Genomic DNA, 23,630 nt, shown 5'->3' with positions numbered 1-23,630 from the left:
AAGGTGTTCGTATGACTACCGGGGTTCGCCGCAGAATGGGAGTCGAGGAACGGCGGCAGCAGTTGATCGGCGTCGCCCTCGAACTGTTCAGCCGCCGCTCACCCGACGAGGTCTCCATCGACGAGATAGCGTCGGCCGCGGGCATCTCACGCCCGCTGGTCTACCACTACTTCCCCGGCAAACTCAGCCTGTACGAGGCGGCGTTGCAGCGGGCCTCGGACGATCTGGCGGGCCGGTTCGTGGAGCCGCACGAGGGTCCGCTGGGGGCGCGGCTGCTGCGGGTGATGCGCCGCTACTTCGATTTCGTGGACGAGCACGGGCCCGGTTTCTCCGCCCTCATGCGCGGCGGCCCGGCGGTCGGCTCTTCGACGACCAACGCGCTCGTCGACTCCGTGCGGCAGGCCGCGTATGTCCAGATCCTTTCGCACCTGGGCGTGACCGATCCGCCCGCGCGCCTCGAACTGGTCGTCCGTTCCTGGATCTCGCTCGCCGAGTCGACGGCCCTGATCTGGCTGGACGGCCGGCGCATCCCGCGCGAGGAGCTGGAGCCCCAGCTCGTCAACGACTTCGCGGCGCTCGCCGCGGTGAGCGCCGCCTACGACGAGGAGATGGCCGCGCTGCTGCGCGAGGTGATGAAGGACGAGCCGGCCGACGGCCCGTTCGCGCTGCTGGCCGGCCGGCTCATCGCCCTGGCGAGCTGAGCGGGCTCAGCTCTCGAACTTCGCGTACGACGGGTCCAGGTCACGGACCTCGGCGGAGGCGTGCAGAGCGCGCCCCTCGGGCTGCTTCAGATAGGTCCCCAGCAGCTCCAGCGCGGCCTGGGTGAGCCGCGCCTTGGTCTCCTCGGTGCGGCCGGCGAGCAGCGCGATGTGGATGTGCACATGAGCGTGCCCCTCGGCCTCGGGCCCGACGACGATGTCCTCGGTCGGGCGGAACCGGCTCTTGCAGGCCGGCGGCTTGGCGGCCGCGATCTCGACGGTGGCCTCGTGCAGCGCCTTGGCGAATCCGGGCCGGTCGAATCCGTCCGCGAGGTCGGCGGAATAGTCGACGGTGATCTGCGGCATCAGCACTCCTGTTCCCAGTCGGTGGGCTCACCCTAGCCGCAGCGGGGGCGGGCCGCCGGTCGCGGTCCGCCCCCGCTGACCGGGTGCGTTAGCCCGCGGTCCGGGTGAAGACCGCGACCGTGCGCGCCGGCACGGTGAACGTGCCGGAGGCCCGCGCGTAGGCGGAGGACTTCACGGTGGCGTCGGCGCCCGCCGCCTGCACCGGGTGCAGCCGGTAGCCGGTCCCGGCGAGTGCGGGGACGGTCTGCTCCTGCCGCTCGGGGGTGGCGTTGAAGACGACGACGAGGTCACCGAGCCGCATGGTGATCACGCCGGGCGTCTCGTCCTCGCCGGACAGCGGGAAGGAGAGCCGGGACTGCACCCGCTCGGCCGTGCCGAGGGAGAAGTCCTTCTCGGTGCTGCGGATCCGCAGCAGGTCGCGGTACGCGGCCGAGGTGCCCTCGATCTGCTCGCAGCCCACGGCGACCTTGGTCAGCAGCGGTGTGGCGTACGGCCACTTGCCGGCGTTGTCGGCCGCCATGGGCAGTCCGCGCCCGAACCCGTTGCCGTCCTCGCACCTCCAGTGGACGGCGTTGAACCAGTCGCCGCTGTCGTAGGAGTTGCGGTCCAGGGACTTGGAGCGCAGCAGGTCGGTGCCCGCCTGGGAGAGGGCCGGGCCCTGCGAGAGGGTGGCCGTCGCCATCGCGAGGACCTGCATCCGGGCCCGGTCGGACGCGCTCGTCGCGGCGGGCAGCTTGAAGGCGAGCGCGTCGAACAGGGACTCGTTGTCGTGGGCGTCGGCGTAGGCGAGGGCGTCGCCCGGGGCGTCGGCGTATCCGGCGGGGGCGCCGTTGTAGTCGACCTCGGAGCCCTTGACCTCCGTGCCACCGGTGCCGGTGAACCGGTAACCGGCGAGGTTGCCGGTCAGACCGACCTTGATGAGGTCCTGGTAGTGCAGCAGGCGGGCCTTCTGCTCGGCCTCGGTGCCGTTGTTCTTCGAGGAGTTGGGGTCGGTGTACAGACCGGAGGCGAAGCCCTGGACGCCGGGGTCCTCGTCGAAGGGGCCGCCGCCGCGCACCGCGTCACGGGCCCGGTCGGAGAAGGTGGCGATGCCGGTGCCGGCCATGTTCTTCTGCGTGGCCTGGACGAACCGGGCGTCGTCGGCGACCTCGCCGAAGTTCCAGCCCTCGCCGTACAGGATGATCTTCTTACCGTCGACGCCGTCCCGGTCGAGGGTCAGCGCGTCGAGGGCCTTCCTGACGGCCAGGATGTTGGCCTTCGGGTGGTGGCCCATGAGGTCGAAGCGGAAACCGTCGACCTTGTACTCCTTGGCCCAGGTGACGATCGAGTCCACGACGAGCTTGCCCATCATGGCGTTCTCGGTGGCGGTGTTGGCGCAGCAGGTGCTGTTCGCGACCGAGCCGTCGGCGAGGAGCCGCTGGTAGTAGCCGGGCACGATCCGGTCCAGGACGGAGGTGTCCGCCTGGCCGCTCGCGGCGGTGTGGTTGTAGACGACGTCCATGACGACCCGCAGTCCGTCGTCGTTGAGGGCCTTGACCATCCTGCGGAACTCGACCGTGCGGGCGGTGCCGTCCGGGTCGGTGGCGTAGGAGCCCTCGGGGACCGTGTAGTGGTACGGGTCGTAGCCCCAGTTGTAGGCGTCCTTCGCGGCGATCTTGCCGACGCACTCCTGCTGCTTGTCGGAGTCGGCCGGGAAGGATGCCAGGTCGCAGCCGGGCGTCGCCTGGTCGGCCTTGCGCTCCGGGATGGTGGCGATGTCGAAGGCGGGCAGCAGGTGGACGTAGGAGGTGCCCGCCTCGGCCAGCTCGCGCAGGTGCCTGCTGCCGTCGCTCGCCTTGTCGGTGAAGGCGAGGTAGGTGCCGGGGTGCTTCGCCGTGCGGTCCTCGACGGAGAAGTCCCGGATGTGCAGCTCCTGGATCTGGGCGTCCCGCAGGGGCACGGCCCTGGGCTTGGTGTACGACGACCAGCCGGACGGCTTCAGCGCCTTGTCGTCCAGGTCGGCGACCAGGCTGCGCTTCGAGTCGGTGGTGAGGGCGACGGAGTAGGGGTCGGTGACCTTGTTGGTGACGACCTTGCGGACGCCGGGCGCCCAGACCTTCACGACGTAGCGGTAGGGCTTGCCCTTCCAGGACGCGGGGCCGGTGACGGACCAGACGCCGGTGGCGGAGTCGCGGCGCATGGCGACGGCCTTGCCGTCGAGTTCCAGGGCGACGGACTGCGCGGTCGGCGCCCACACGGACAGGGTGGGGCGGCCCTTGGCGAACGTCGGTCCGAGGGCGGCCTTGGTGGCGCCGGGGTACAGGTCGTCGAGGACGCCGGCGATCTGGACGCCGGTGGCCGCGAGCACGGCTCCGTTGGCCGCTCGCTGGGTGGCGACGACCTGGCCGCGCAGGGCCTCGCGGACCCGGTCGCGGTCGCGGGGGTCGACGGTCCAGGCGTCGTACTCCTTCAGGTGCGGGAACTTCGCCTTCTGGGCGTCGGTCAGCTCCCCCTTCGCCAGGCGCAGCCACTGGGCGTCGCCGGTCAGGGCGCCGTCCTCGGCCTTGATCGAGCCGTCGCGGGAGTACAGCAGCTGGGTGGAGGCGGCGGCGTCGGAGCCGTTCCAGGCGAGGGTGTTCCGGTCGATCCAGATCGCCTTGGAGGTGGTCGGGTCCAGGGCGGCGGCAGAGCCCGCGGGCTGCGGGAGCAGGTACTTCTCCTGGCCGTTCACCAGCCACACCTCGTGGCCGTTCGCCTTGAGGTCGAGCGACTGGTCGGTGGGCAGGTCCTTCTCGTCGCCCTTGTGGAGGATGTAGCTGAGGCTGGTGGCTCCGTCGGTGAGCGGTACCTCGAAGACTGCGCCATAGGTATCAGTCTCGACCGGCTTGAGGGGGTTCGACCAGTCGGTCGGGTTCGCGGCTCCGGTCCAGACGTGCAGGCCCCAGCCGTCGTAGTTCCCGTCGGCCCGGTGGTAGTGCAGGACGGCCTTGCTCTTGTCGGGCGCCGGATATGCGGGGCGCTCGGTGGTGACGGTGTCCTTGCCCTGCTCGATCCAGATCTCGCCGGTCTTGGTGACGTCGATCGTGCGGTCGGTGGAGACGTCCTTGGTGCCGTCCTTGTCGATGACGAGGAAGCCGACGTTCGAGGCGCCGGGCTTGAGCTTGACCCAGGCGAAGGCGCCATAGGCGTCCCGGCCGGTGAACGGGTGGCTCTTGGGCCACTCGGTGGCCTCGCCCTCGGCGAGGTCGCCCCAGGCGTACAGGCCCCAGTCGGCGTAGTCGCCGTCCGCGCGCTTGTAGTGGACGATCGCGTAGTCGCGGGAGGAGGCGGTGGGCGGTTCGGGGGCGGGCGGGGTGCCGGTGGTGGAGGTGGCCAGCGCGCTCGCGGTGTGTCCGGCCGAGTCGATGACGACGGCCTTGTAGCGCAGGGCCGTACCCGGTGCCACGTCCTTGCCGAGGGTGTGGGTGACCTTGTAGGGGGCGTGGTCGGCGGAGCCGAGGACCCGCCACTTCCCGTTGCCGGTCTGCGCGGCGAAGACGACCCGGTTGAGCTGTCCCCCGTCGACGTCGGCGGTGACCTCGACGGTGCCGGTGGCGCCGGCGGCCGGGGCCTTCAGGGTGAGGGTCGGTGCGGTGGCGGGCTTCGCGAGCTTTCCGGCCGCCTTGAGGACGATCGCCGAACCGGCCGGGACCGTCACGGTGAGCTTCTTGCCGCCGTCGCTGGTCAGGGTCGCGTCGGTGCCGTGGATGCCGCGGAAGGTCATGCCGGCCGAGCCGGTCGCGAAGGTCGCGGTCTTCTTCTCGGCGGCGTTGTTGAAGGCGACGACGTACTCGGTGCCGGCCTTGGCGTCCGTGCGGGAGAAGGCGTAGACGCCCGGGCCGTCGGCCGCGTACCGCTCCTGCTGGACGCCGTCGGTGAGCGCCGGGTTGGCCTTGCGGAGCTCGGCGAGGGCGCTGATCTGCCGGTACAGGGGCGCCTTGGTGTCGTAGGCGTCCTCGGCGTGGGTGCGGTCGGTGCCGATCAGGTCGTCGTCGAGGTAGTCGGAGGTGCGCGAGGCGAACATGGTCTGCCGGGCGTCCTTGTCGCCGCCCGGGCCGGTGAAGCCCTGCTCGTCGCCGTAGTAGACGACGGGGTTGCCGCGGCTGAGGAACATCAGCTCGTTGGCGAGCTTGTCCTTGGCGAGGATCTCGGCGTCCGTGGCCTTGGGGTTGTCCTGCTTCAGGAACGACCCGATGCGGCCCATGTCGTGGTTGCCGAGGAAGGTGACCTGCTCGTAGGCGTTGGCCTTGCCGGTCGTGTACTTGTAGTCGTCGCCGAAGACGCCGGCGAGCTTGCGGGCGCTGCCGCCCTGCGAGGCGTACTGGCGGGCCGCCTCCTGGAAGGGGAAGTCGAGGGTGGCGTCGAGCCGGCCCTGGGTGACGTAGGGCGCGGTGACGTTCGTGTCGGCCGAGTAGACCTCGCCGAACATGAAGAAGTCGTCCCGGCCGCGCTTCGCGGCGTAGGCGTCCAGGGCGGTGGCCCACTGCGTCCAGAACTCCATGTCGACGTGCTTCACGGTGTCGATCCGGAAGCCGTCGACGTCGAAGTCCCGCACCCAGCGCTGGTAGATCTTCTCCATGCCGCTGACGACCTCGGGCCGCTCGGTCCACAGGTCGTCGAGCCCGGAGAAGTCGCCGTGGGTGGAGCTCTCACCGGCGAAGGTGGAGTCGCCGCGGTTGTGGTACATCGTCGGGTCGTTGAGCCACGACGGGACCTTGTTCTTCCTGGTGACGACCGGGGTACGCGGGAAGGAGTCCCGGTCGACCTCCGGGAAGCCGTGCCGCCCGTCGGCGTAGTCGGCGTCGTCGAAGGGCACGCCGTCCTTCGTCAGGTAGGGGAAGGCGCCCTTGGAGAGGTAGTCGTAGGACTTCTCCTCGTAGTCGACGACGTCGGCGGTGTGGTTGGTGATGACGTCGAAGAAGACCTTCATGCCCTTGGCGTGGGCCTTGTCGATGAGGGTCTCGAGGTCCTGATTGGTGCCGAAGTGCGGGTCGACCTGGGTGAAGTCGGTGATCCAGTAACCGTGGTAACCGGCCGAGGCTCCCCCAGTGCTAAACGCCTGGGAGGTACCCCCAGTCCCGGTGCCCTGCACGGGCTGGTTCTTGAAGATCGGGGCCATCCACAGGGCGGTGGTGCCGAGGCCCTTGATGTAGTCGAGCCTCTTGGTCAGGCCCTTGAGGTCGCCGCCCTGGTAGAAGCCCTTGTCGGTGGGGTCGTAGCCGGTCGACAGGCGTGAACCGGTCAGGCCGCCCTTGTCGTTGCGCCGGTCGCCGTTGGCGAACCGGTCCGGCAGGACGAAGTAGAACTGCTCCCGGGTGGCGTCGTGCCGGGCGGGCTGGGCGGCCAGCGCCGCGTCGGAGGGAGGCGCCGGAGGGGTGGCGGCCCCGGCGGCGAGCGGCTGGACGAGTGTGGCGGCCAGCGCGGCGGCGGTGACCGCGGCGACCCGTCCGGCACGGGCGGTTCGGCGCCTGGACGGCACCGGCCATCTCGGTATCACAGATGGGCTCCTAGCGATTGCGGCTCTCTCGGGTCCGACCCCGCGCGACCGTATCGCCGCCGAAACGCTTACAGCAAGAGTCTTGAAAGCATTGGAAAGAACTTTCAACCACCGCGGCGGGTCCGGCGGCCCCGGCCGCCACGGGTCGTGCCGCCGGGGCCGCTTCACACCGTCGGGAGACGGCGCTAACAGCTCGACTTGCCCGCGTGGACCGCCAGGGCCGTGTGCGCGCCCAGGGTGGCCGTGAGCCGGCCGCTCGCGTCGACCGTCACCGGCGTGTTGTTCTGCACGTCGCAGTACGTCCCGGCGGGCAGCGAGGTCTGGTACGTCCGGGTCAGGGAGCCGGACTCGTGGTTGATGGCCACGAAGCCCTTGCCGCCGCGGCCGAAGGCGATGGCGTCACCGCCGTTGTCCCACCAGTCGGTGACGGCCTGGCCGCGGGTGGCGTTGCGGAAGGCGACCATGGACTTGATCTCCGGCCAGTCGTGCTGGCACTTCCAGCCGTCCTGCCAGCAGGCGTCGACCCGGCCCCCGTTCGGCGGCCCGGCGTCGTGGTCGGTGAACTCGTAGCCGGAGTTGACGTCGGGGGCGCCGTAGGGCCAGGCCAGCATGAAGACGTTGGCCAGGGTGTAGGTGGCGCCGTCCTTGTAGCTGAGGGTGGAGCCGTTGCGCTCGGTGTCGTGGTTGTCGACGAAGACACCGGAGACACCGCTGTTCATGTAGCCCCAGCCCTCGCCGTAGTTCTTCAGGTAGGCGAGGTTCTCGTTGGTGAAGACCCGCTTGAGGTCGTAGGCGTAGCGGAACTCCTGGACGTCTCCGTTACTCGTGTATTCAGTGGGCTGGACGGCCTCGCCGGCGCCGAATATGACCTCCTGCTTCCAGTACACCGACGGGTTGCTCAGCCGGGACTTGATGTTCGCGAGGTCGGCGGTGTCGATGTGCTTGGCCGCGTCGACGCGGAAGCCGTCGACGCCGAGGGAGAGCAGGTCGTTCAGGTACCCGGCGATCGCGCCGCGGACGTAGTTCTCGCCCGTGTCCAGGTCGGCCAGGCCGACCAGTTCGCAGTGCTGGACGTTCCAGCGGTCCTGGTAGGTGCTGATCCGGCTCGTGCAGTCGTCGAAGTCGAACGACGAGTACAGGCCGGGGTAGGCGTACTTGCTGTACGAGGAGCCGCCGGTGCCGGTGCCGTCGCCCGCCGCCATGTGGTTGATGACGGTGTCCACGACGACCTTCACACCGGCCGCGTGGCAGGTGTTCACCATGTTCCGGAACGCCGTGCGGTCGCCGAGCCGGCCGGCGATCTTGTAGCTGACCGGCTGGTACGAGGTCCACCACTGCGGTCCCTGTATGTGCTCGGCGGGCGGCGAGACCTGGACGTAGCCGTAGCCGGCGGGCCCGAGGGTGGTGGTGCACTCGCGGGCGACCGAGGCGAAGTTCCACTCGAAGAGGACGGCGGTGACGTCCTTGGTGCCAGGTGGGGAGGCCTGCGCACCAGTCGGGTTCATGACAACCACAGCCGCGGCGAGCGCCACGGCGGAGGCGAGGAATCTGCGTGCCATGCGGGGTTTCCTTCTTCGTTGAAGGTTCTTGCAGCAAGGTTCAGAAACCTTGCGGTGACGCAGATGGTAAAGGCCCGCCGCCCGAAAGGGCAGCGGGCCGTACGAAATTCAAAGGAAAAATCAGGCGCGGGCCTGTGCGGTGGCGGTGGTCCACCACACCGTCGTGTCGGCCGGCACCTTGGTCTCGTCGTCGACCTCGACGATCTCGCCGCTCGCCAGCAGCACCCGGCCGTACGCGGGCATCGCCACCGACTCGCCGGTGGTGTTGGCGACACACACGAACTCTCCGCGCCGGAAGGCCAGCACGCCCTCGGGCGCCCGCAGCCACTGAACGGACGTGCCCGCGCCGAGGTCCGCCTGCTCGCGGCGCACCGCGAGCGCGGCACGGTACAGCTCCAGCGTCGAGCCGGGCTCGCCCGACTGCGCCTCGACACTCAGCTCGCCCCAGCCCTCGGGCTGCGGCAGCCAGCTTCCGCCGTCACCGAAGCCGTACGACGAGCCCGTCCGGGTCCACGGGATCGGCACCCGGCAGCCGTCGCGGAAGCCGTCCTGGCCCGCGCCCCGGAAGTACGCCGGGTCCTGGCGCACCTCGTCGGGCAGGTCGACGACGTCGGGCAGGCCGAGCTCCTCGCCCTGGTAGATGTAGGCCGAGCCGGGCAGCGCGAGCATCAGCAGGGTCGCGGCCCGGGCCCGGCGCAGGCCCAGTTCCCGGTCGCCGGCCAGGCGGATCTGGGTGCCGAGGCCTGGCGGGTTGGCGAAGCGGGTGGCGTGCCGGGTGACGTCGTGGTTGGACAGCACCCAGGTGGCCGGGGCGCCGACCGGGCGCATGGCCTCCAGGGTGCGGTCGATGACCTCGCGCATCTGAGCGGCGTCCCAGTGGGTGCTCAGGTACTGGAAGTTGAAGGCCTGGTGCAGCTCGTCGGGACGGACATAGTTGGCGGTGCGCTCGATGGTCGGGGTCCAGGCCTCCGCCACGAAGATCCTCTCCCCCGCGTACTCGTCGAGGATCAGCCGCCACTGCCGGTAGATCTCGTGCACGCCGTCCTGGTCGAAGAACGGCATGACATCGTTGCCCAGCAGCTTCACCTGATCGTGGGATCCAAGGTCGGGCAGGCCGTCCGCCTTCACCAGGCCGTGCGCCACGTCGATCCGGAAGCCGTCGACGCCCATGTCCAGCCAGAAGCGCAGGATGGAGCGGAACTCGTCGCCGACCGCGGGGTGGGTCCAGTTGAAGTCGGGCTGCTCGGGGGCGAAGAGGTGCAGGTACCACTCGCCGGGCGTGCCGTCGGGCTCGGTGACCCGGGTCCAGGCCGGACCGCCGAAGATCGACTCCCAGTCGTTGGGCGGCAGTTCGCCCGTCTCGCCCTTGCCGGGGCGGAAGTGGTAGCGCTCCCGCAGCGGGGAGCCGGGGCCCTCGGCGACGGCCCGCTTGAACCACTCGTGCTGGTCCGAGGAGTGGTTGGGCACGAGGTCGACGATGATGCGCAGATCCAGCCGGTGGGCGTCGCGGATCAGCGCGTCGGCGTCCAGGAGGTTGCCGAACATGGGGTCGACGGCCCGGTAGTCGGCCACGTCGTAGCCGGCGTCGGCCTGCGGCGAGGCGTAGAAGGGGCTGAGCCACACGGCGTCCACGCCGAGGTCGCGCAGGTACGGCAGACGGGTGCGGACACCCTCCAGGTCGCCCATGCCGTCACCGTTGCTGTCGGCGAAGCTGCGCGGGTACACCTGGTAGATCACCGCGTCACGCCACCAGTCGCGGCGCTTGGCGACGGCCACGGCGGACGCGGCGGTGGGGGCAGGTGCGGCTGAGTGCTGGCTCATGTCGTCCTTGATGCGTAACGAGGTTGTGGTCATGGAGACGTGGGGTGGTGACGAGGCGGCCGCGGTACAGCGGGGTCGGATGGGCACCGCGGCCGCCCCGGGCTTGTGACGTGCCGTCGGGCAGCGCCCCGGGGGGCACCGGTCACCCCTTCGTGCCACCGGCGGTGAGCCCGGTCACCAGGTTCTTCTGCACGAGGTAGAAGAAGACGGCGGCCGGTATCGCGATCAGTACGGCCGTCGCGGCCATCAGATTGCGCTGTGCGTCGTGCTCGCTGACGAACGTCTGCAGACCGACGGCGAAGGTGTACTTGTCGTCGCTGAGCATGAACGTCGAGGCGAACGCGACCTCACCGAAGGCCGTGAGGAAGCTGTAGAACGCCGCGACCGCGAGTCCCGGCTTGGCGAGCGGCAGGATCAGCCGCGCGAACGTGCCGAAGGGGGTCAGCCCGTCGACGCGCCCGGCCTCGTCGATCTCGAACGGGATGGTGTCGAAATAGCCCTTCATCAGCCAGGCGCAGTACGGCACGATCGTGGTGCAGTTGACAAGGATGAGACCAAGGTAGCTGTCGATGAGCTGGAGATCCGACAGGATCTGGTACATCGGCACGATCAGTACCGCGATGGGGAACATCTGGGTGACGAGCAGCACCCACATCAGCTTGCGGTAGCCGGGGAAGCGCATCCGGGAGACGGCGTAGCCGGTGGACGCGGCGACGACGACGCCGATGAGCGTGGTGCCCAGCACGACGACCAGTGTGCTCTTCAGCCAGTCGAAGAAGCTGGTGTCCTGAAGGACGAACGCGTAGTTGTCGAGCGTCATCTTGCCCCAGATGCGCCCGGGGTGGAGGTAGTCGTCCTTGTCCGGTCCGAGGGACAGGAAGAACAGCCAGGCGACCGGGAAGAGCGCGGCCAGGCTGGCGACGATCAGCACGGCGTGCGAGGCGAGGGCGGCCGCGCGGCTCTGCTCGCCACGCCGGCGCGTGCGGGCGGGGGCGTTCGCGGGGCGCCGCCCGGTCGCCGGGGCGGAGTTCTCGACGGTGGTCGTACTCATTTCGGACTCCTGCCTCAGATCGCGAGCTGCTGCTCGTTGCGGTTCAGCCAGCGGCGGTAGAAGGAGGTGAAGACGATCAGGATCGACAGCAGCAGGATCCCGTAGGCGGCGGACTGCGCGTAGTCGCGCGGCTGCTGTCCGAAGCCCAGCTGGTAGGCCCAGGTCACGAGGATCTGCGCGTCGGGGGCGGTGTTGCCGAACAGCAGGAAGATGATGGCGAACTGGTTGAACGTCCAGATGACGCCGAGCAGGACGACCGTGGTGCTGACGGACCTGAGGCCGGGCAGGGTGACGTAGCGGAAGCGCTGCCAGGCGCCCGCGCCGTCCATCTCCGAGGCCTCGTACAGGCTCGCGTCGATGGACTGCAGGCCGCCGAGGAGCGAGACCATCATGAACGGCACACCGCACCAGGTGTTGACCATGATCACGGCGAACCGCTGCCAGAAGGTGTCCTCCAGCCACGACGGTGTCGGCAGGTGCAGGAAGTCCAGGCCGCTGTTGATGATGCCGCCGTCGGCGAGCATGAACCGCCACCCGAAGACGGTGACGAACGTGGGCACCGCCCAGGGCAGCACGAGGATCATGCGGTAGAGGGTGCGGCCACGCAGCTTCTGGTTGAGCAGCAGGGCCAGGCCCAGGCCGATGCCGTAGTGCAGGGCGACACAGGCGGCCGTCCAGAAGACCGTCCACAGGAAGTGCGACCAGAAGCGGTCGTATGAGGTCGGGCCCCACAGGATGTCGGCGTAGTTGTCCAGGCCGATGAACTTGTAGGTGGCGTCGATCTCGTTGACGCCGATCGTACGGGCGGTGTTCAGGCTGGTGGCGTCGGTGAGGGTGAGGTACAGGCCGTACCCCAGCGGGTACAGCACCAGGACCCCGAGGACGACCGCCACCGGGGCGATCATCGCGTAGGCGTACCAGTGCTTGGTGAGTCCGTTCCTCAGCCGCTGCACCGGTCCGGGCCGTGGTTCCCGCTCACCGCGCCGCTTGCCGGTCGCTCGGTCGATGGCGACTGTCATGGTTCGACACCTTCTGCAAGTTCAAGGAGTTCAGGGGGCTGCCCGGGCACAGGCGCGGGCCGGTGGCCGCCGGGTCCCCTCCCCCATGACAGGGGGACCCGGCGGCCACGCGGCGGTCACTTGCTGTAGTCCGGCACCAGCTTGGCGATGGCGGTCTCGGCGTCGCCGAGGCCCTTGTCGAGGGACTCCTTGCCACCGGCGATCTCGATGAGCTCGTCGTCGAGCGGGCCCCACAGGGAGCTGTACTCCGGCAGCGCCGGGCGCGGCTGGGCGGAGGACAGCACGCCCTGGTAACCGGCGATGCCCGGGTCGGCCTTGACCTTCGCGGTGTAGGCGTCCTCGCGCGTGGGGAGGGTGGAGTTCTTCAGCGCGATGGTCTCCTGGGCCTTGGCCGAGGTCATGAACTTCACGAACTTCAGCGAGGCCTCCTGGTGGGCCTTGTCCGAGCCCGCGTACACCGAGAGGTTGTGGCCGCCGGTCGGGGCGCCGGCCTTGCCGCTGGAGCCGGCCGGGACGGTGGCGATGCCGAGGTTGTTCTTGTCCTTGAAGGCCGAGCCCTTGTAGAAGTTCGTGATCTCCCACGGACCCTGGACGATCGAGGCGACCTTGCCGCTGACGAACGCCTCCTGGATGTGGGCGTAGGCGTCGGCGGTGGTGTCGGCCTTGTGCAGGCCCTTGCCCTTGAACAGGCTCTGCCAGGTGCCGTAGGCCTTCTTGGCCTGGGGCGAGGTGACGGTGATCTTCTTGGCGTCGACGTCGACGGTGTCGGTGCCCTCGCCGTAGAGGAAGGTCTGGGCGTAGTAGGCCTGGGTGGAGCCCCAGTAGCCGTCGACGCCGGTCTTCGCCTTGATGGTGGCGGCGGCCTTCTTCAGGTCGTCCCAGGTCTTGGGGGCCTCGACGCCGGCCTTCTTGTACAGGGCCTTGTTGTAGACGAGGGCGAGGGTGTCCGTGGTGAAGGGGACGCCGTAGGTCTTGCCCTCGTACTTGGCCTGCTCGATCAGGCTGGGCTGGAACTTGCCCTGCTCGGCGAGGGCCTCGGTGCCGTCCAGCGGCGCGAAGAAACCCTTCTTGGCGAAGGCGGGGGTCCAGCCGACCTCGGAGCGCAGCACGTCCGGGGCGCCCTTGGAACCGGCGGCGGTGTCGAACTTGTTCTGCGCCTGGTCGAAGGGGACGTTGACGTACTTGACCTTGATGCCCTTGTTGGCGGCCTCGAACTCCTTGACCAGGGCCTGGTACGTCGGCGCCTCGTTGGTCGCGTTGGAGGTGTCCCACCAGGTGATGGTGACCGGGCCGCCGGCCTCGTCGCCGCTGTCGCTTCCGTTGCAGGCCGTCGCCGCCAGGGCGAGGGACGCCACCAGCGCGGTGGCCGCTATGCCACGCCGCATGAGTTCTCCTTGAGGGTGAAGCCCGTTCGTGCTGCCGACTGCGCCGTTGGCGGCCGGGCGTCGGTGAGATTAGCCGCGCTGCAACACCTTGCGAAAGACCTTGCAGCAAAAAGTTGCAAGAGGTGCGGATGGTTACTCCGCCGTGACCTCGTCTCGACCACCCCGAAGCCCGGACTTACCGCTGTTCGGCAGGGAGTCGGACAGCTGTGCAAGACTCTGCAAGCACTTGCCATCCGTGTCCGCCGGGGGAATCATCCGTTGCGGATCGGACGCCGACCACGACTTTCGAGGGACCGCGATGACCAAGCCACCCGCAGTGGGCCGTGCGACGGCGCGCATCAGGCGTCCCGTCGGTGTGCAAGGAGAACCCCGGCCGCTACAGTCCGGTGCTGTGACCACACGGCTTGCGGACATCGCGTTGCAGGCGGGGGTGAGCGAGGCGACCGTCAGCCGCGTCCTCAACGGGAAGCCGGGCGTCGCCGCCACCACCCGCCAGTCCGTGCTGGCCGCCCTCGACGTCCTCGGCTACGAACGTCCGGTGCGGCTGCGCCAGCGCAGCGAGGGCCTGGTCGGCCTGATCACCCCGGAGCTGGAGAACCCGATCTTCCCGGCCCTGGCGCAGGTCATCGGCCAGGCGCTGACGCGGCAGGGCTACACGCCGGTGCTGGCCACGCAGACGCCGGGCGGCTCGACCGAGGACGAACTGACCGAGATGCTCGTCGACCGCGGCGTCGCCGGCATCATCTACGTCTCCGGACTGCACGCCGACACCACCGCCGACATGCAGCGCTACGACCGGCTGCGCGCCCAGGGCGTGCCCTACGTACTGGTCGACGGTTTCTCGCCGAAGGTGCAGGCGCCGTTCATCTCCCCCGACGACCGCGCGGCGATGAGCCTGGCGGTCACGCACCTGGTGTCGCTGGGGCACACCCGGATCGGTCTGGCCCTCGGGCCCAAGCGGTTCGTGCCGGTGCAGCGCAAGATCGAGGGGTTCGTGCGCTGCGTGCAGGACCAGTTGGGCCTGAGCGCCGAGACCGTCGAGACGGAACTGGTGCAGCACTCGCTGTACACCCTGGAGGGCGGCCAGGCCGCGGCCACGGCCCTGATCGGGCGGAACTGCACGGCCGTGGTGTGCGCGAGCGACATGATGGCGCTGGGCGCGATCCGGGCGGCCCGGCAGCTCGGTCTGGACGTGCCCAAGGACATCTCCGTGGTCGGCTTCGACGACTCCCCGTTGATCGCCTTCACCGACCCGCCCCTGACCACGATCCGCAAGCCGGTCCCGGCGATGGGCCAGGCGGCGGTGCGCACGCTGCTGGAGGAGATCGGCGGGACGCCCGCGCCGCACAGCGAGTTCGTGTTCATGCCGGAGCTGGTGGTGCGCGGTTCGACGGCTTCGGCCCCCGGGGAACGCGGTCGCTCCTGAGCCCTGCGGCCTGATCTCGCCGTAGGACATGCGGCCCGCACGGGGCCGCGGGATGATCGGTGGGTAAGTCCTTTTCTGGCAGACTTTGCGCCTATGGGTGAAACGACCGTAACGAAGCCGGAGAGCCTGGAAGCGGCCCTCCCGGACCCCGTTGCGGCCGATCCGGGGCGCGGCACGCTGCGCCGGCTGCGCGCCCCGCGCCGGCCCCGGTTCTGGTTCGAGATCCTGCTGATCGCGGTGAGTTACTGGACGTACTCGCTCGTCCGCAACGCCGTGCCCGAGCAGAAGGCCGAGGCGCTGCGCAACGCCGACTTCATCTGGCGGATCGAGGACCATCTCGGCATCGCCGTCGAGCAGTCGGTCAACCACGCCGTGAACGCGGTGCCTTGGCTCATCGTCGGGATGAACTACTACTACGCGACACTCCACTTCATCGTCACGCTGGGTGTCCTGGTGTGGCTGTACCGTCGCCATCCCGGCCGTTACGCGGCGACCCGCCTGGCACTGTTCGCGACCACGGCCGTCGCCCTGGCCGGTTACTACCTGTACCCCCTGGCGCCCCCGCGGCTGATGAACGGCGGCGGCTTCATCGACACGGTCATGGTCCACCAGACCTGGGGTTCGATGGCGTCAGGCGACCTCAAGCACATGTCCAACCAGTACGCCGCGATGCCGTCGATGCACATCGGCTGGTCCGTGTGGTGCGGGCTGACGGTCTTCGCCCTGGCCACCGTCCCCTGGGCGCGGGTGCTGGGCCTGCTGTACCCGGCGCTGACGCTGGTGGTCATCGTCGCCACGGCCAACCACTTCTGGCTGGACGCGGTCGGCGGTGTGCTGTGCCTGACCTTCGGCTTTACGGTGGCCCGCCTCTGGTACGGCAGGCAGCCGTACGCGCTGCCGCGGGGCGTGCCGGTGTGGGGGCCGAGGGATGCCGGGTCGCGACCGAGGTCGGGCGCGCGGGCGGACTGAGGCCGGTCGGCCGCAGAGGCCCGGCGCGCGGGCTGAGCGAGACCGGCCGACGCCGAGGCCCTGCGCGAGACCGAAGAAGCCGGTCCGCCGCAGAAGCCCCACGCGCAGGCCGGGTGAGGCCGGGAACCGCACCAGGGCCCGGTGCGCAGGCCGGTGAGGCCGGGTCGGCGCCGAGGCCCGGTGCGCAGGCCGGGTGAGGCCGGTCGGCCGCAAGAGGCCCGACGCGCGGGCTGAGCGAGACCAACCGACGCCGAGACCCTGCGCGAGACCGAAGAAGCCGGTCCGCCGCAGCAGCCCGACGCGCAGGCCGGGTAGGGCCGGTCGACGCCGGGGCCCGGTGCGGACCGGGCCGGTGTCAGCGGTCGGCGGCGCCGTAGAACAGTTCGTCCACCACACCGCGCGCCCGGCGCGCCGTCCGCCGGTACGCGTCGAGCATGTCGCCCGCGTGGCCCGGGCCGTATCCCAGGTACCTGCCCACGGCCGACAGTTCCCGGGGCTCCGTCGGGAAGGTGTCGCCGGCCCGGCCGCGTACCAGCATCACCGCGTTGCGGACGCGGGTCGCCAGGACCCAGGCCTCGTCGAGGATCGCCGCGTCCTCGTCCGACATGAGTCCGGCCGCGCGGGCGGCGGCCAGCGCCTCCCGGGTGCGGGTGGTGCGCAGGCCCGGCTGTGTCGAGCCGTGCCGCAGCTGCATGAGCTGCACGGTCCACTCCACGTCGGACAGGCCGCCGGGCCCGAGCTTGGCGTGCAGCTTGGGGTCGGCGCCGCGCGGCAGCCGTTCGGACTCCATCCGGGCCTTCAGCCGCCGGATCTCGCGGACGGCCTCGTCCGTGAGCCCGTCCGCCGGGTAGCGCAGCGGGTCGATCAGCTCGATGAAGCGGCGTCCCAGCTCCTCGTCGCCGGCGACGGGCTCGGCCCGCAGCAGCGCGTGCGACTCCCAGGTCAGGGCCCACCGGCGGTAGTACGCCTCGTACGACTTGAGGGTGCGGACCATCGGGCCGGACTTGCCCTCCGGGCGCAGGTCGGCGTCGATGAGCAGGGGCGGGTCGGCGCTGGGGATCTGAAGCAGGCGGCGCATCTCGGAGACGACCTTGTTGGCCGCCTGGGAGGCTTCCCGCTCGTCGACGCCGTCGCGCGGTTCGTGCACGAACAGGACGTCCGCGTCGGAGCCGTAGCCCAGCTCGTGGCCGCCGAACCGGCCCATGCCGATGATCGCGAACCGGGTGGGCAGCTCGTCGCCCCAGCCGTCGCGCACGACCGCGCGGAGCGTGCCGGCCAGGGTCGCGGCGGTCAGGTCCGACACCGCGCCGCCGACCCGGTCCACCAGGGCGCCCTGGTCGGCCTCGGCGGGCTGCTCCTCGGTGCCGTAGGAGCCGACGATGTCGGCGGCGGCCGTGCGGAACAGCTCGCGGCGGCGCACCCCGCGGGCCGCCGTGACCGCCTGGGCGGCGCCGTCGGCCCGGCGCACGGCGGCGAGTATCTCCTGCTCCAGATGGGCGCGCGGCCGGGGTTCCAGGCCGCCGCCGTCCCCGTCGCCGAGCAGCGCGACCGCCTCCGGGGCGCGCATCAGCAGGTCGGGCGCCAGGCGGCCGGCGGACAGCACCCGGGCGAGGTTCTGCGCGGCGGCGCCCTCGTCGCGCAGCAGCCGCAGGTACCAGGGGGTCTTGCCGAGCGCGTCCGAGACCTTGCGGAAGCCCAGCAGGCCCGCGTCCGGGTCGGCGGAGTCGGCGAACCAGCCGAGGAGCACCGGCAGCAGGGTGCGCTGGATGGCCGCCTTGCGGGTGACGCCGGAGGCCAGGGCCTCCAGGTGCCGCAGGGCGGAGGCCGGGTCGGCGTAGCCCAGGGCGACCATGCGCTCCCGGGCCGCCTCGGTGCTCAGCCGGGCCTCGCCGGTGGCGAGCTGGGCGACGGCGTCCAGCAGCGGCCGGTAGAAGAGCTTCTCGTGCAGACGGCGTACGACGGTGGCGTGCCGCCGCCACTCGCGGTGCAGGTCGGCGACGGGGTCCTTGCGCAGGCCGAGGGAGCGGCCGATGCGGCGCAGCTCGGCCTCGTCCTGCGGGACGAGGTGGGTGCGGCGCAGCCGGAACAGCTGGATGCGGTGCTCCATGGAGCGCAGGAAGCGGTAGGCCTCGTCGAGCTGGGCCGCGTCGGACCGGCCGACGTAGCCGCCGGCGGCGAGCGCCTCCAGCGCGTCCAGGGTCGTGCCGCTGCGCAGGGAGGTGTCGGCACGGCCGTGCACCAGCTGGAGCAGCTGCACGGCGAACTCGACGTCCCTGAGGCCGCCGGGGCCGAGCTTCAGCTGGCGGTCGACCTCGGCGGCGGGGATGTTCTCCACGACCCGGCGGCGCATCTTCTGCACGTCGGGCACGAAGTTCTCGCGTTCGGCGGCCTTCCACACCAGGGGCTGGACGGCGTCGACGTACTCCGCGCCGAGGTCGAGGTCGCCGGCCACCGGGCGGGCCTTGAGCAGCGCCTGGAACTCCCAGGTTTTGGCCCAGCGCTGGTAGTAGGCGAGGTGGCTGGAGAGGGTCCGCACGAGGGGGCCGTTGCGGCCCTCGGGCCGCAGGTTGGCGTCCACGGGCCAGATGGAGCCCTCGACCGTGGTCTCGGAGCAGATCCGCATCATGTGCGAGGCGAGCCGGGTGGCGGCGCGCAGGGCCTTGGTCTCGTCGGTGCCCTCGGTGGCCTCCCCCACGAAGATGACGTCCACGTCCGAGACGTAGTTCAGCTCGTGGCCGCCGCACTTGCCCATCGCGATGACCGCGAGCCGGCACAGGGCGGCGTCCTCGGGGGCGGCCGCCTCGGCGATCCCGAGGGCGGCGCGCAGGGTTGCGGTGGCGAGGTCGGCGAGCTCGGCGGCCGACTCGGCGACGCCGGTGGTGCCGCAGACGTCCCGGGCGGCGATGGACAGCAGGCAGCGCCGGTAGGCGACGCGCAGGGAGACCGGGTCGGTGGCCTGCGCCAGACCGGCCTCGAACTCGGCCACCCCGGGGTGCAGGTCGTACGCCTCGTACATGACGAGCGCCTGCCAGTCGTCCGGGTGCCGGGCGAGGTGGTCGGCGAGGGCGGTGGACGCGCCGAGGACGCCGAGGAGGCGGTCGCGCAGCGGCTTGGACGAGATCAGCGTGTCGAGCAGCTCCCGGCGGGCGCCGGGGCTCTGCTGGGCCTCCAGCAGCCGGACCAGTCCGAGCAGCGCGAGGTCGGGGTCGGCGGTGGCGCCCAGCGCCTCCAGCAGCACCGGGTCGTCGCGCAGCGGCGCGAGCTCCGGGCTGTCCAGAAGCCGCTCGGCGGCGGAGGCGTCGGTGAAGCCGTGCCGCAGCAGTCGTGTGAAGGTACTGCTCCTGCGCCCCGGCGCCGCCGTCATCCGGGCCTCCTTCGCACTGTTCCTCGGACGTCCATCGGATCAAGGCCGTACGGCTTTGAGCCTAACCGCACGGGCCCGGACGAGCGCCGCCGAGTTCGCCTGGCGGACGGGGCGCGGGAGGCACATGTGGCCACCGGGGCAGGCCGCGACGGCGGGCGGGGTACGACGGTTTCGGGAGCCGCGGGAGACGCACGAGGCCATTTCCGTCACGACGCGGGCCGGGCGCCGGTCCACTCGGTGGCGCCGCACGGCGTTTTCGGCTTCGGTGAACAGGAGCCGTTCAGCCGGTTCGCAACCGGACGAGGTGGCGGTTCCCATGAGGCCGGACGAAGGAGTCACGCCGTGGACATCACGCTCGAAGTCATCCCGCTGCCCGTGTCCGACATCGACCGCGCCCGGGACTTCTACCGGGACAAGGTCGGCTTCCATGTCGACATCGACCAGGAGGTCATGCCCGGGATGCGGATCGTCCAGCTGACCCCTCCGGGCTCCGGCTGTTCGATCGCCCTGGGCGAGTCGATCTGGCGGATGACCCCGGGCCCCACCCCGGCCCCGGGCTCGTACCAGGGCCTGCAACTGTGCGTCGCCGACATCAAGGCCGCCCACGCGGAGCTGGTGGCGCGCGGCCTGGACGTCTCGGAACCGGTCCAGTACTCCCCCGACGACGGTGCCACGTTCATGCACTTCCGGGACCCGGACGGCAACGGCTGGGCGGTGCAGGAGTACCGGCGCAGGGCGACGGAGCCGCTGCACCAGCTGCTGGCGGACCTGAAGCGGCGCCGGGCCTGACCAACCGGTCAGGAATCGAGAAGCGGGACGGCCGGGGCGCGCATAGCGTCGTCGTCATGACTTCCATCGCATCCGTCACGCTCGAGGTGGCCGACCGCGCGGCCGCCGACCGCTTCTACTCCACCGCCTTCGGTCTGGACGACCGGCTGCGCCTGGCCGCGTCGGACGCGCCGAGCACCGGCTTCCGCGGGTTCACGCTGTCGCTCGTGGTCGCCCAGCCGGCCGATGTGGACGCCCTCCTGGACGCGGCCGTGCGGGCCGGCGCGACGACGCTGAAGCCCGCCGCCAAGTCGCTCTGGGGCTACGGGGGCGTCGTCCAGGCCCCGGACGGGACGATCTGGCAGCTGGCGTCGTCGTCGAAGAAGAACACCGGCCCGGCGACCGGGCGGGTCGACGAGTTCGTCCTGCTGCTGGGCGTCGAGGACGTGAAGAGCAGCAAGACGTTCTACGTCGAGCACGGTCTGGCCGTGGGCAAGAGCTTCGGCGGCAAGTACGTCGAGTTCGCCACGGGGCCGGTCAAACTGGCCCTGTACAAGCGCCACGGCCTCGCCAAGCTCGTCGGCGTCTCCCCCGACGGCACCGGCTCCCACCGCCTCACCATCGGCAGCGACACACAGCCGTTCACCGACCCGGACGGCTTCGCCTGGACGACGGCTTCGGAGAACGCGTCGGTGTGAGCGCGGCGGGGGGTCCGCCGAGGATGGTCCGGGCGAGCCAGGGCCAGGTGAACGACTGAGGCCGGCGGTCCGATGCCCTCCGGCCTCATTCGCTACATCAGCGGGCAGCCCCTACAGCGCCGGCAGATTCTTCCGCAGCTCGAACGCCGTGACCTCGGACCGGTACTCCTCCCACTCCTGCCGCTTGTTGCGCAGGAAGAAGTCGAAGACGTGCTCGCCGAGCGTCTCGGCGACCAGGTCGCTGCGTTCCATCAGGGTCAGGGCCTCGCCCAGGTTCTGCGGCAGCGGCTCGATGCCCATCGCGCGGCGCTCCGCGTCGGACAGGGCCCAGACGTCGTCCTCGGCGCCCGGCGGGAGTTCGTAGCCCTCCTCGATGCCCTTGAGGCCGGCGGCCAGCAGCACCGCGTAGGCCAGGTAGGGGTTCGCGCCGGAGTCGAGGGAGCGGACCTCGACGCGGGCCGAGCCCGTCTTGCCGGGCTTGTACATGGGCACGCGGACCAGCGCCGAGCGGTTGTTGTGGCCCCAGCAGATGTACGAGGGCGCCTCGCCGCCCGCACCCGCGGTGCGCTCGGCGCCGCCCCAGATGCGCTTGTAGGAGTTGACCCACTGGTTGGTGACCGCGGAGATGTCCGCCGCGTGCCGCAGCAGGCCCGCGATGAAGGAGCGGCCCACCTTGGAGAGCTGGTACTCCGAGCCCGACTCGTAGAAGGCGTTGCGGTCGCCCTCGAAGAGGGAGAGGTGGGTGTGCATGCCGGAGCCCGGGTGCTCGGAGAACGGCTTCGGCATGAACGTGGCGTGCACGCCCTGCTCCAGCGCCACCTGCTTCATCACGAGGCGGAACGTCATGACGTTGTCGGCCGTGGACAGCGCGTCGGCGTAGCGGAGGTCGATCTCCTGCTGGCCGGGCGCGCCCTCGTGGTGGGAGAACTCCACCGAGATGCCCATCGACTCCAGCATGGTGATCGCCTGGCGGCGGAAGTCCATGCCGACGTTGGTGGGGGTGTGGTCGAAGTAGCCGGAGTTGTCGGCCGGAGTGGGACGGGAGCCGTCCAGCGGGCGGTCCTTCAGCAGGAAGAACTCGATCTCCGGGTGCGTGTAGAAGGTGAAGCCCAGGTCGCTCGCGCGGGCCAGGGCACGCTTCAGCACGTAGCGCGGGTCGGCGAAGGACGGGGAGCCGTCCGGCATGAGGATGTCGCAGAACATGCGGGCCGTGCCCGGGGCCTCCGCACGCCAGGGCAGGATCTGGAAGGTCGACGGGTCCGGCTTGGCGATCATGTCGGACTCGTAGACCCGGGCGAAGCCCTCGATCGCGGAGCCGTCGAAGCCGATTCCCTCGTCGAAGGCCTGCTCCAGCTCGGCCGGGGCCACGGCGACGGACTTGAGGAAGCCCAGCACGTCCGTGAACCACAGCCGTACGAACCGGATGTCGCGCTCCTCCAAGGTCCGGAGCACGAACTCCTGCTGCTTGTCCATCTTCCGCTTCCCCATCCTTGCTGGTCAGGCCGCCTGTTCCGTACCACGGGAGGCGGTCGGGCACCTGAGCATCCCACCACACCACCATTTCGTACGCGTTGCGGACCATGATCGCCCGGCCGGCCCGGGGTCGAACGCCTCGCGCACGGCAGTGAACCGCTCCTGCGCCCATAGTGCCTGCTCGCACCGGCATCCGTAACGGCCGGTTCCTCTCGGTGCGCCTCCTTAGAATTTGCATCTTATGTGCAACTTTACGTAGCGTGCCCGCAATCCAGCCCTGGGGAGCCCTGATGCTGACCGGCCGGCGGTGGGTGGAGCGGGCCGGGCCCGACGGGAAACGCCTCGACACCGGCCGGGGTGATCGGGGACGCTTCGCGCGATGACGAAAATCGACGACACACCGCCCGCGTGGGACGAACGCACCCAGCTCACCACATTCCTCGACTACACCCGGGAAACCGCCCGCGCCAAGTGCGACGGCGTCTCGGCGGAGAACGCCCGCAAGGCGCTCCTGCCGGGCTCACCGCTGATGACCATGAGCGGAGTGATCAACCACCTGCGTTGGGTGGAGTACTACTGGTTCCAGGTGATCTTCCTCGGCGAGGAGGACCTGGCCCCCATGACGGACGAGGACCCCGACCGCGAGATGCGTATCGCCGTCGACTTCCCGCTCCCGCAGTTGCTTGACGAGTACGCCGGTCAGAGCGCCCGCTACCGTGAACTGGTCGCCGGGAACGACCTGGACAAGCGGGCCGAGCGAACCATCCGCGACGGCCTCCACGTCGACTTGCGCTGGATCCTCCTCCACCTCACCGAGGAGACGGCCCGCCACAACGGCCACCTGGACATCCTGCGCGAGATGCTCGATGGCACGACCGGCACTTGATTCGGCGGAGATCACGGGGCGGAGCCGCATCGCGGAGCGGACCCGGTGTGATCAGCAGGGCCCGCCGGACAGCCCCGGGTCCTCATGGGCATCGTCGACGGCGCCCCGCGTGATCCCCAGCAGCAGCACCCCGGTCGGCTCCGCCACGATGTCCTGCACGGTGACCAGGTCCAGCGAGGCGAAGAAGGCCTCCTGGGCCCGGCGCAGGGCGCCGCGCAGGCGGCAGGCGGAGTTGAGGGGGCAGGGGGTGGGGCCCTCGCAGTCGACGACGTCTCCGCCGCCCTCGAAGGCGCGGACCACGGCGCCCACCGAGGCCGTGCGGCCCCGCTCGGTGAGGGTGAGGCCGCCGCCCCGGCCGCGGCGGGCGGCGAGCAGGCCCATGTGCTGGAGCTCGGCGACGACCTTCGCCAGGTGGGTGTAGGGCACGTTCATGCCCTCCGCGACGTCCCGGGTCGTCGGGCTCGACCCGCTCGCGACGGCGAGCCGCATCAGGACCCGCAGGGCGAGGTCGGTGGAGCGCAGCAGGCGCATGCGGGCAGCGTAGGTAATGGGAATCCGGGGTTCAAATCATCCGGGGAGGGCCGCCCCGGCCCGGGAAGCTGTCGCCCCGCTGTCGGTGCCGTATCGATTCG

16 protein-coding genes are annotated in these 23,630 nt (G+C 70.5%); 6 read left to right on the top strand and 10 right to left on the bottom strand.

The window, feature by feature from the left end:
* Positions 1-11 precede the first annotated feature (11 nt).
* Positions 12-701, top strand: coding sequence for a TetR/AcrR family transcriptional regulator (locus tag AC0665_RS08915; protein WP_363120802.1), 690 nt, complete (start codon positions 12-14; stop codon positions 699-701).
* A 6-nt stretch (positions 702-707) separates the two neighbouring features.
* On the opposite strand, the gene AC0665_RS08910 is transcribed toward AC0665_RS08915, so the two are convergent.
* From AC0665_RS08910 to AC0665_RS08880, 7 genes are all read right to left on the bottom strand, one after another.
* Entirely contained in the window at positions 708-1,064 is a 357-nt protein-coding gene (locus tag AC0665_RS08910; RefSeq protein ID WP_468413586.1) for a 5-carboxymethyl-2-hydroxymuconate Delta-isomerase, read from the bottom strand.
* A gap of 88 nt (positions 1,065-1,152) precedes the next feature.
* Positions 1,153-6,579: a pullulanase-type alpha-1,6-glucosidase gene (gene pulA, locus AC0665_RS08905; protein ID WP_478704684.1), complete on the bottom strand. Its 5,427-nt coding sequence runs from the start codon at positions 6,577-6,579 to the stop codon at positions 1,153-1,155.
* Between the two features lie 185 nt (positions 6,580-6,764).
* Positions 6,765-8,138 carry an alpha-amylase gene (locus AC0665_RS08900; RefSeq protein WP_478704683.1) on the bottom strand — a complete coding sequence of 458 codons (1,374 nt, stop codon included), beginning with the start codon at positions 8,136-8,138 and terminating at the stop codon, positions 6,765-6,767.
* A gap of 120 nt (positions 8,139-8,258) precedes the next feature.
* Positions 8,259-9,959, bottom strand: coding sequence for a glycoside hydrolase family 13 protein (locus AC0665_RS08895; RefSeq protein ID WP_478602696.1), 1,701 nt, complete (start codon positions 9,957-9,959; stop codon positions 8,259-8,261).
* 142 nt (positions 9,960-10,101) lie between these two features.
* On the bottom strand, positions 10,102-11,010 hold the full coding sequence (locus AC0665_RS08890; protein ID WP_468413578.1) for a sugar ABC transporter permease: 909 nt from the start codon (positions 11,008-11,010) through the stop codon (positions 10,102-10,104).
* A gap of 14 nt (positions 11,011-11,024) precedes the next feature.
* Entirely contained in the window at positions 11,025-12,029 is a 1,005-nt protein-coding gene (locus AC0665_RS08885; RefSeq protein WP_478704682.1) for a carbohydrate ABC transporter permease, read from the bottom strand.
* A gap of 116 nt (positions 12,030-12,145) precedes the next feature.
* Complete coding sequence (locus AC0665_RS08880; protein ID WP_478602692.1) at positions 12,146-13,414, bottom strand: extracellular solute-binding protein; 1,269 nt, start codon at positions 13,412-13,414, stop codon at positions 12,146-12,148.
* Positions 13,415-13,805: 391 nt separating this feature from the next.
* Between AC0665_RS08880 and AC0665_RS08875 the strand changes: the two genes are divergently transcribed.
* Together AC0665_RS08875 and AC0665_RS08870 are read left to right on the top strand one after the other, a co-directional pair.
* Positions 13,806-14,840: a LacI family DNA-binding transcriptional regulator gene (locus AC0665_RS08875; protein WP_363120794.1), complete on the top strand. Its 1,035-nt coding sequence runs from the start codon at positions 13,806-13,808 to the stop codon at positions 14,838-14,840.
* A 93-nt stretch (positions 14,841-14,933) separates the two neighbouring features.
* Positions 14,934-15,809: a phosphatase PAP2 family protein gene (locus AC0665_RS08870; protein ID WP_478704681.1), complete on the top strand. Its 876-nt coding sequence runs from the start codon at positions 14,934-14,936 to the stop codon at positions 15,807-15,809.
* Positions 15,810-16,164: 355 nt separating this feature from the next.
* Here AC0665_RS08870 and AC0665_RS08865 read toward each other — a convergent pair whose 3' ends face one another.
* Entirely contained in the window at positions 16,165-19,173 is a 3,009-nt protein-coding gene (locus AC0665_RS08865) for a bifunctional [glutamine synthetase] adenylyltransferase/[glutamine synthetase]-adenylyl-L-tyrosine phosphorylase (RefSeq protein WP_478602688.1), read from the bottom strand.
* A 342-nt stretch (positions 19,174-19,515) separates the two neighbouring features.
* On the opposite strand from AC0665_RS08865, the gene AC0665_RS08860 reads away from it, so the two are divergent.
* The gene (locus AC0665_RS08860) at positions 19,516-19,962 is read left to right on the top strand and encodes a VOC family protein (RefSeq protein WP_478507611.1); all 447 of its coding nucleotides are present in this window, start codon (positions 19,516-19,518) and stop codon (positions 19,960-19,962) included.
* Between the two features lie 56 nt (positions 19,963-20,018).
* Entirely contained in the window at positions 20,019-20,639 is a 621-nt protein-coding gene (locus AC0665_RS08855) for a glyoxalase (protein ID WP_468638034.1), read from the top strand.
* A gap of 111 nt (positions 20,640-20,750) precedes the next feature.
* Here AC0665_RS08855 and glnA read toward each other — a convergent pair whose 3' ends face one another.
* A complete protein-coding gene (glnA, locus tag AC0665_RS08850) occupies positions 20,751-22,112 on the bottom strand; it encodes a type I glutamate--ammonia ligase (RefSeq protein WP_363120788.1) in 1,362 nt (453 codons plus the stop codon).
* Between the two features lie 379 nt (positions 22,113-22,491).
* Here glnA and AC0665_RS08845 point away from each other — a divergent pair, with 379 nt between their 5' ends.
* Entirely contained in the window at positions 22,492-22,998 is a 507-nt protein-coding gene (locus AC0665_RS08845; protein WP_478507614.1) for a DinB family protein, read from the top strand.
* A gap of 51 nt (positions 22,999-23,049) precedes the next feature.
* On the opposite strand, the gene AC0665_RS08840 is transcribed toward AC0665_RS08845, so the two are convergent.
* Positions 23,050-23,529 carry an RrF2 family transcriptional regulator gene (locus tag AC0665_RS08840; RefSeq protein ID WP_478704680.1) on the bottom strand — a complete coding sequence of 160 codons (480 nt, stop codon included), beginning with the start codon at positions 23,527-23,529 and terminating at the stop codon, positions 23,050-23,052.
* Positions 23,530-23,630: the final 101 nt, after the last annotated feature.

This window comes from Streptomyces sp. NPDC043685, from assembly GCF_056436585.1.
The sequence above is the reverse complement of the archived record's forward strand: the minus strand, read 5'-3'. Positions and strand labels throughout refer to the sequence as shown.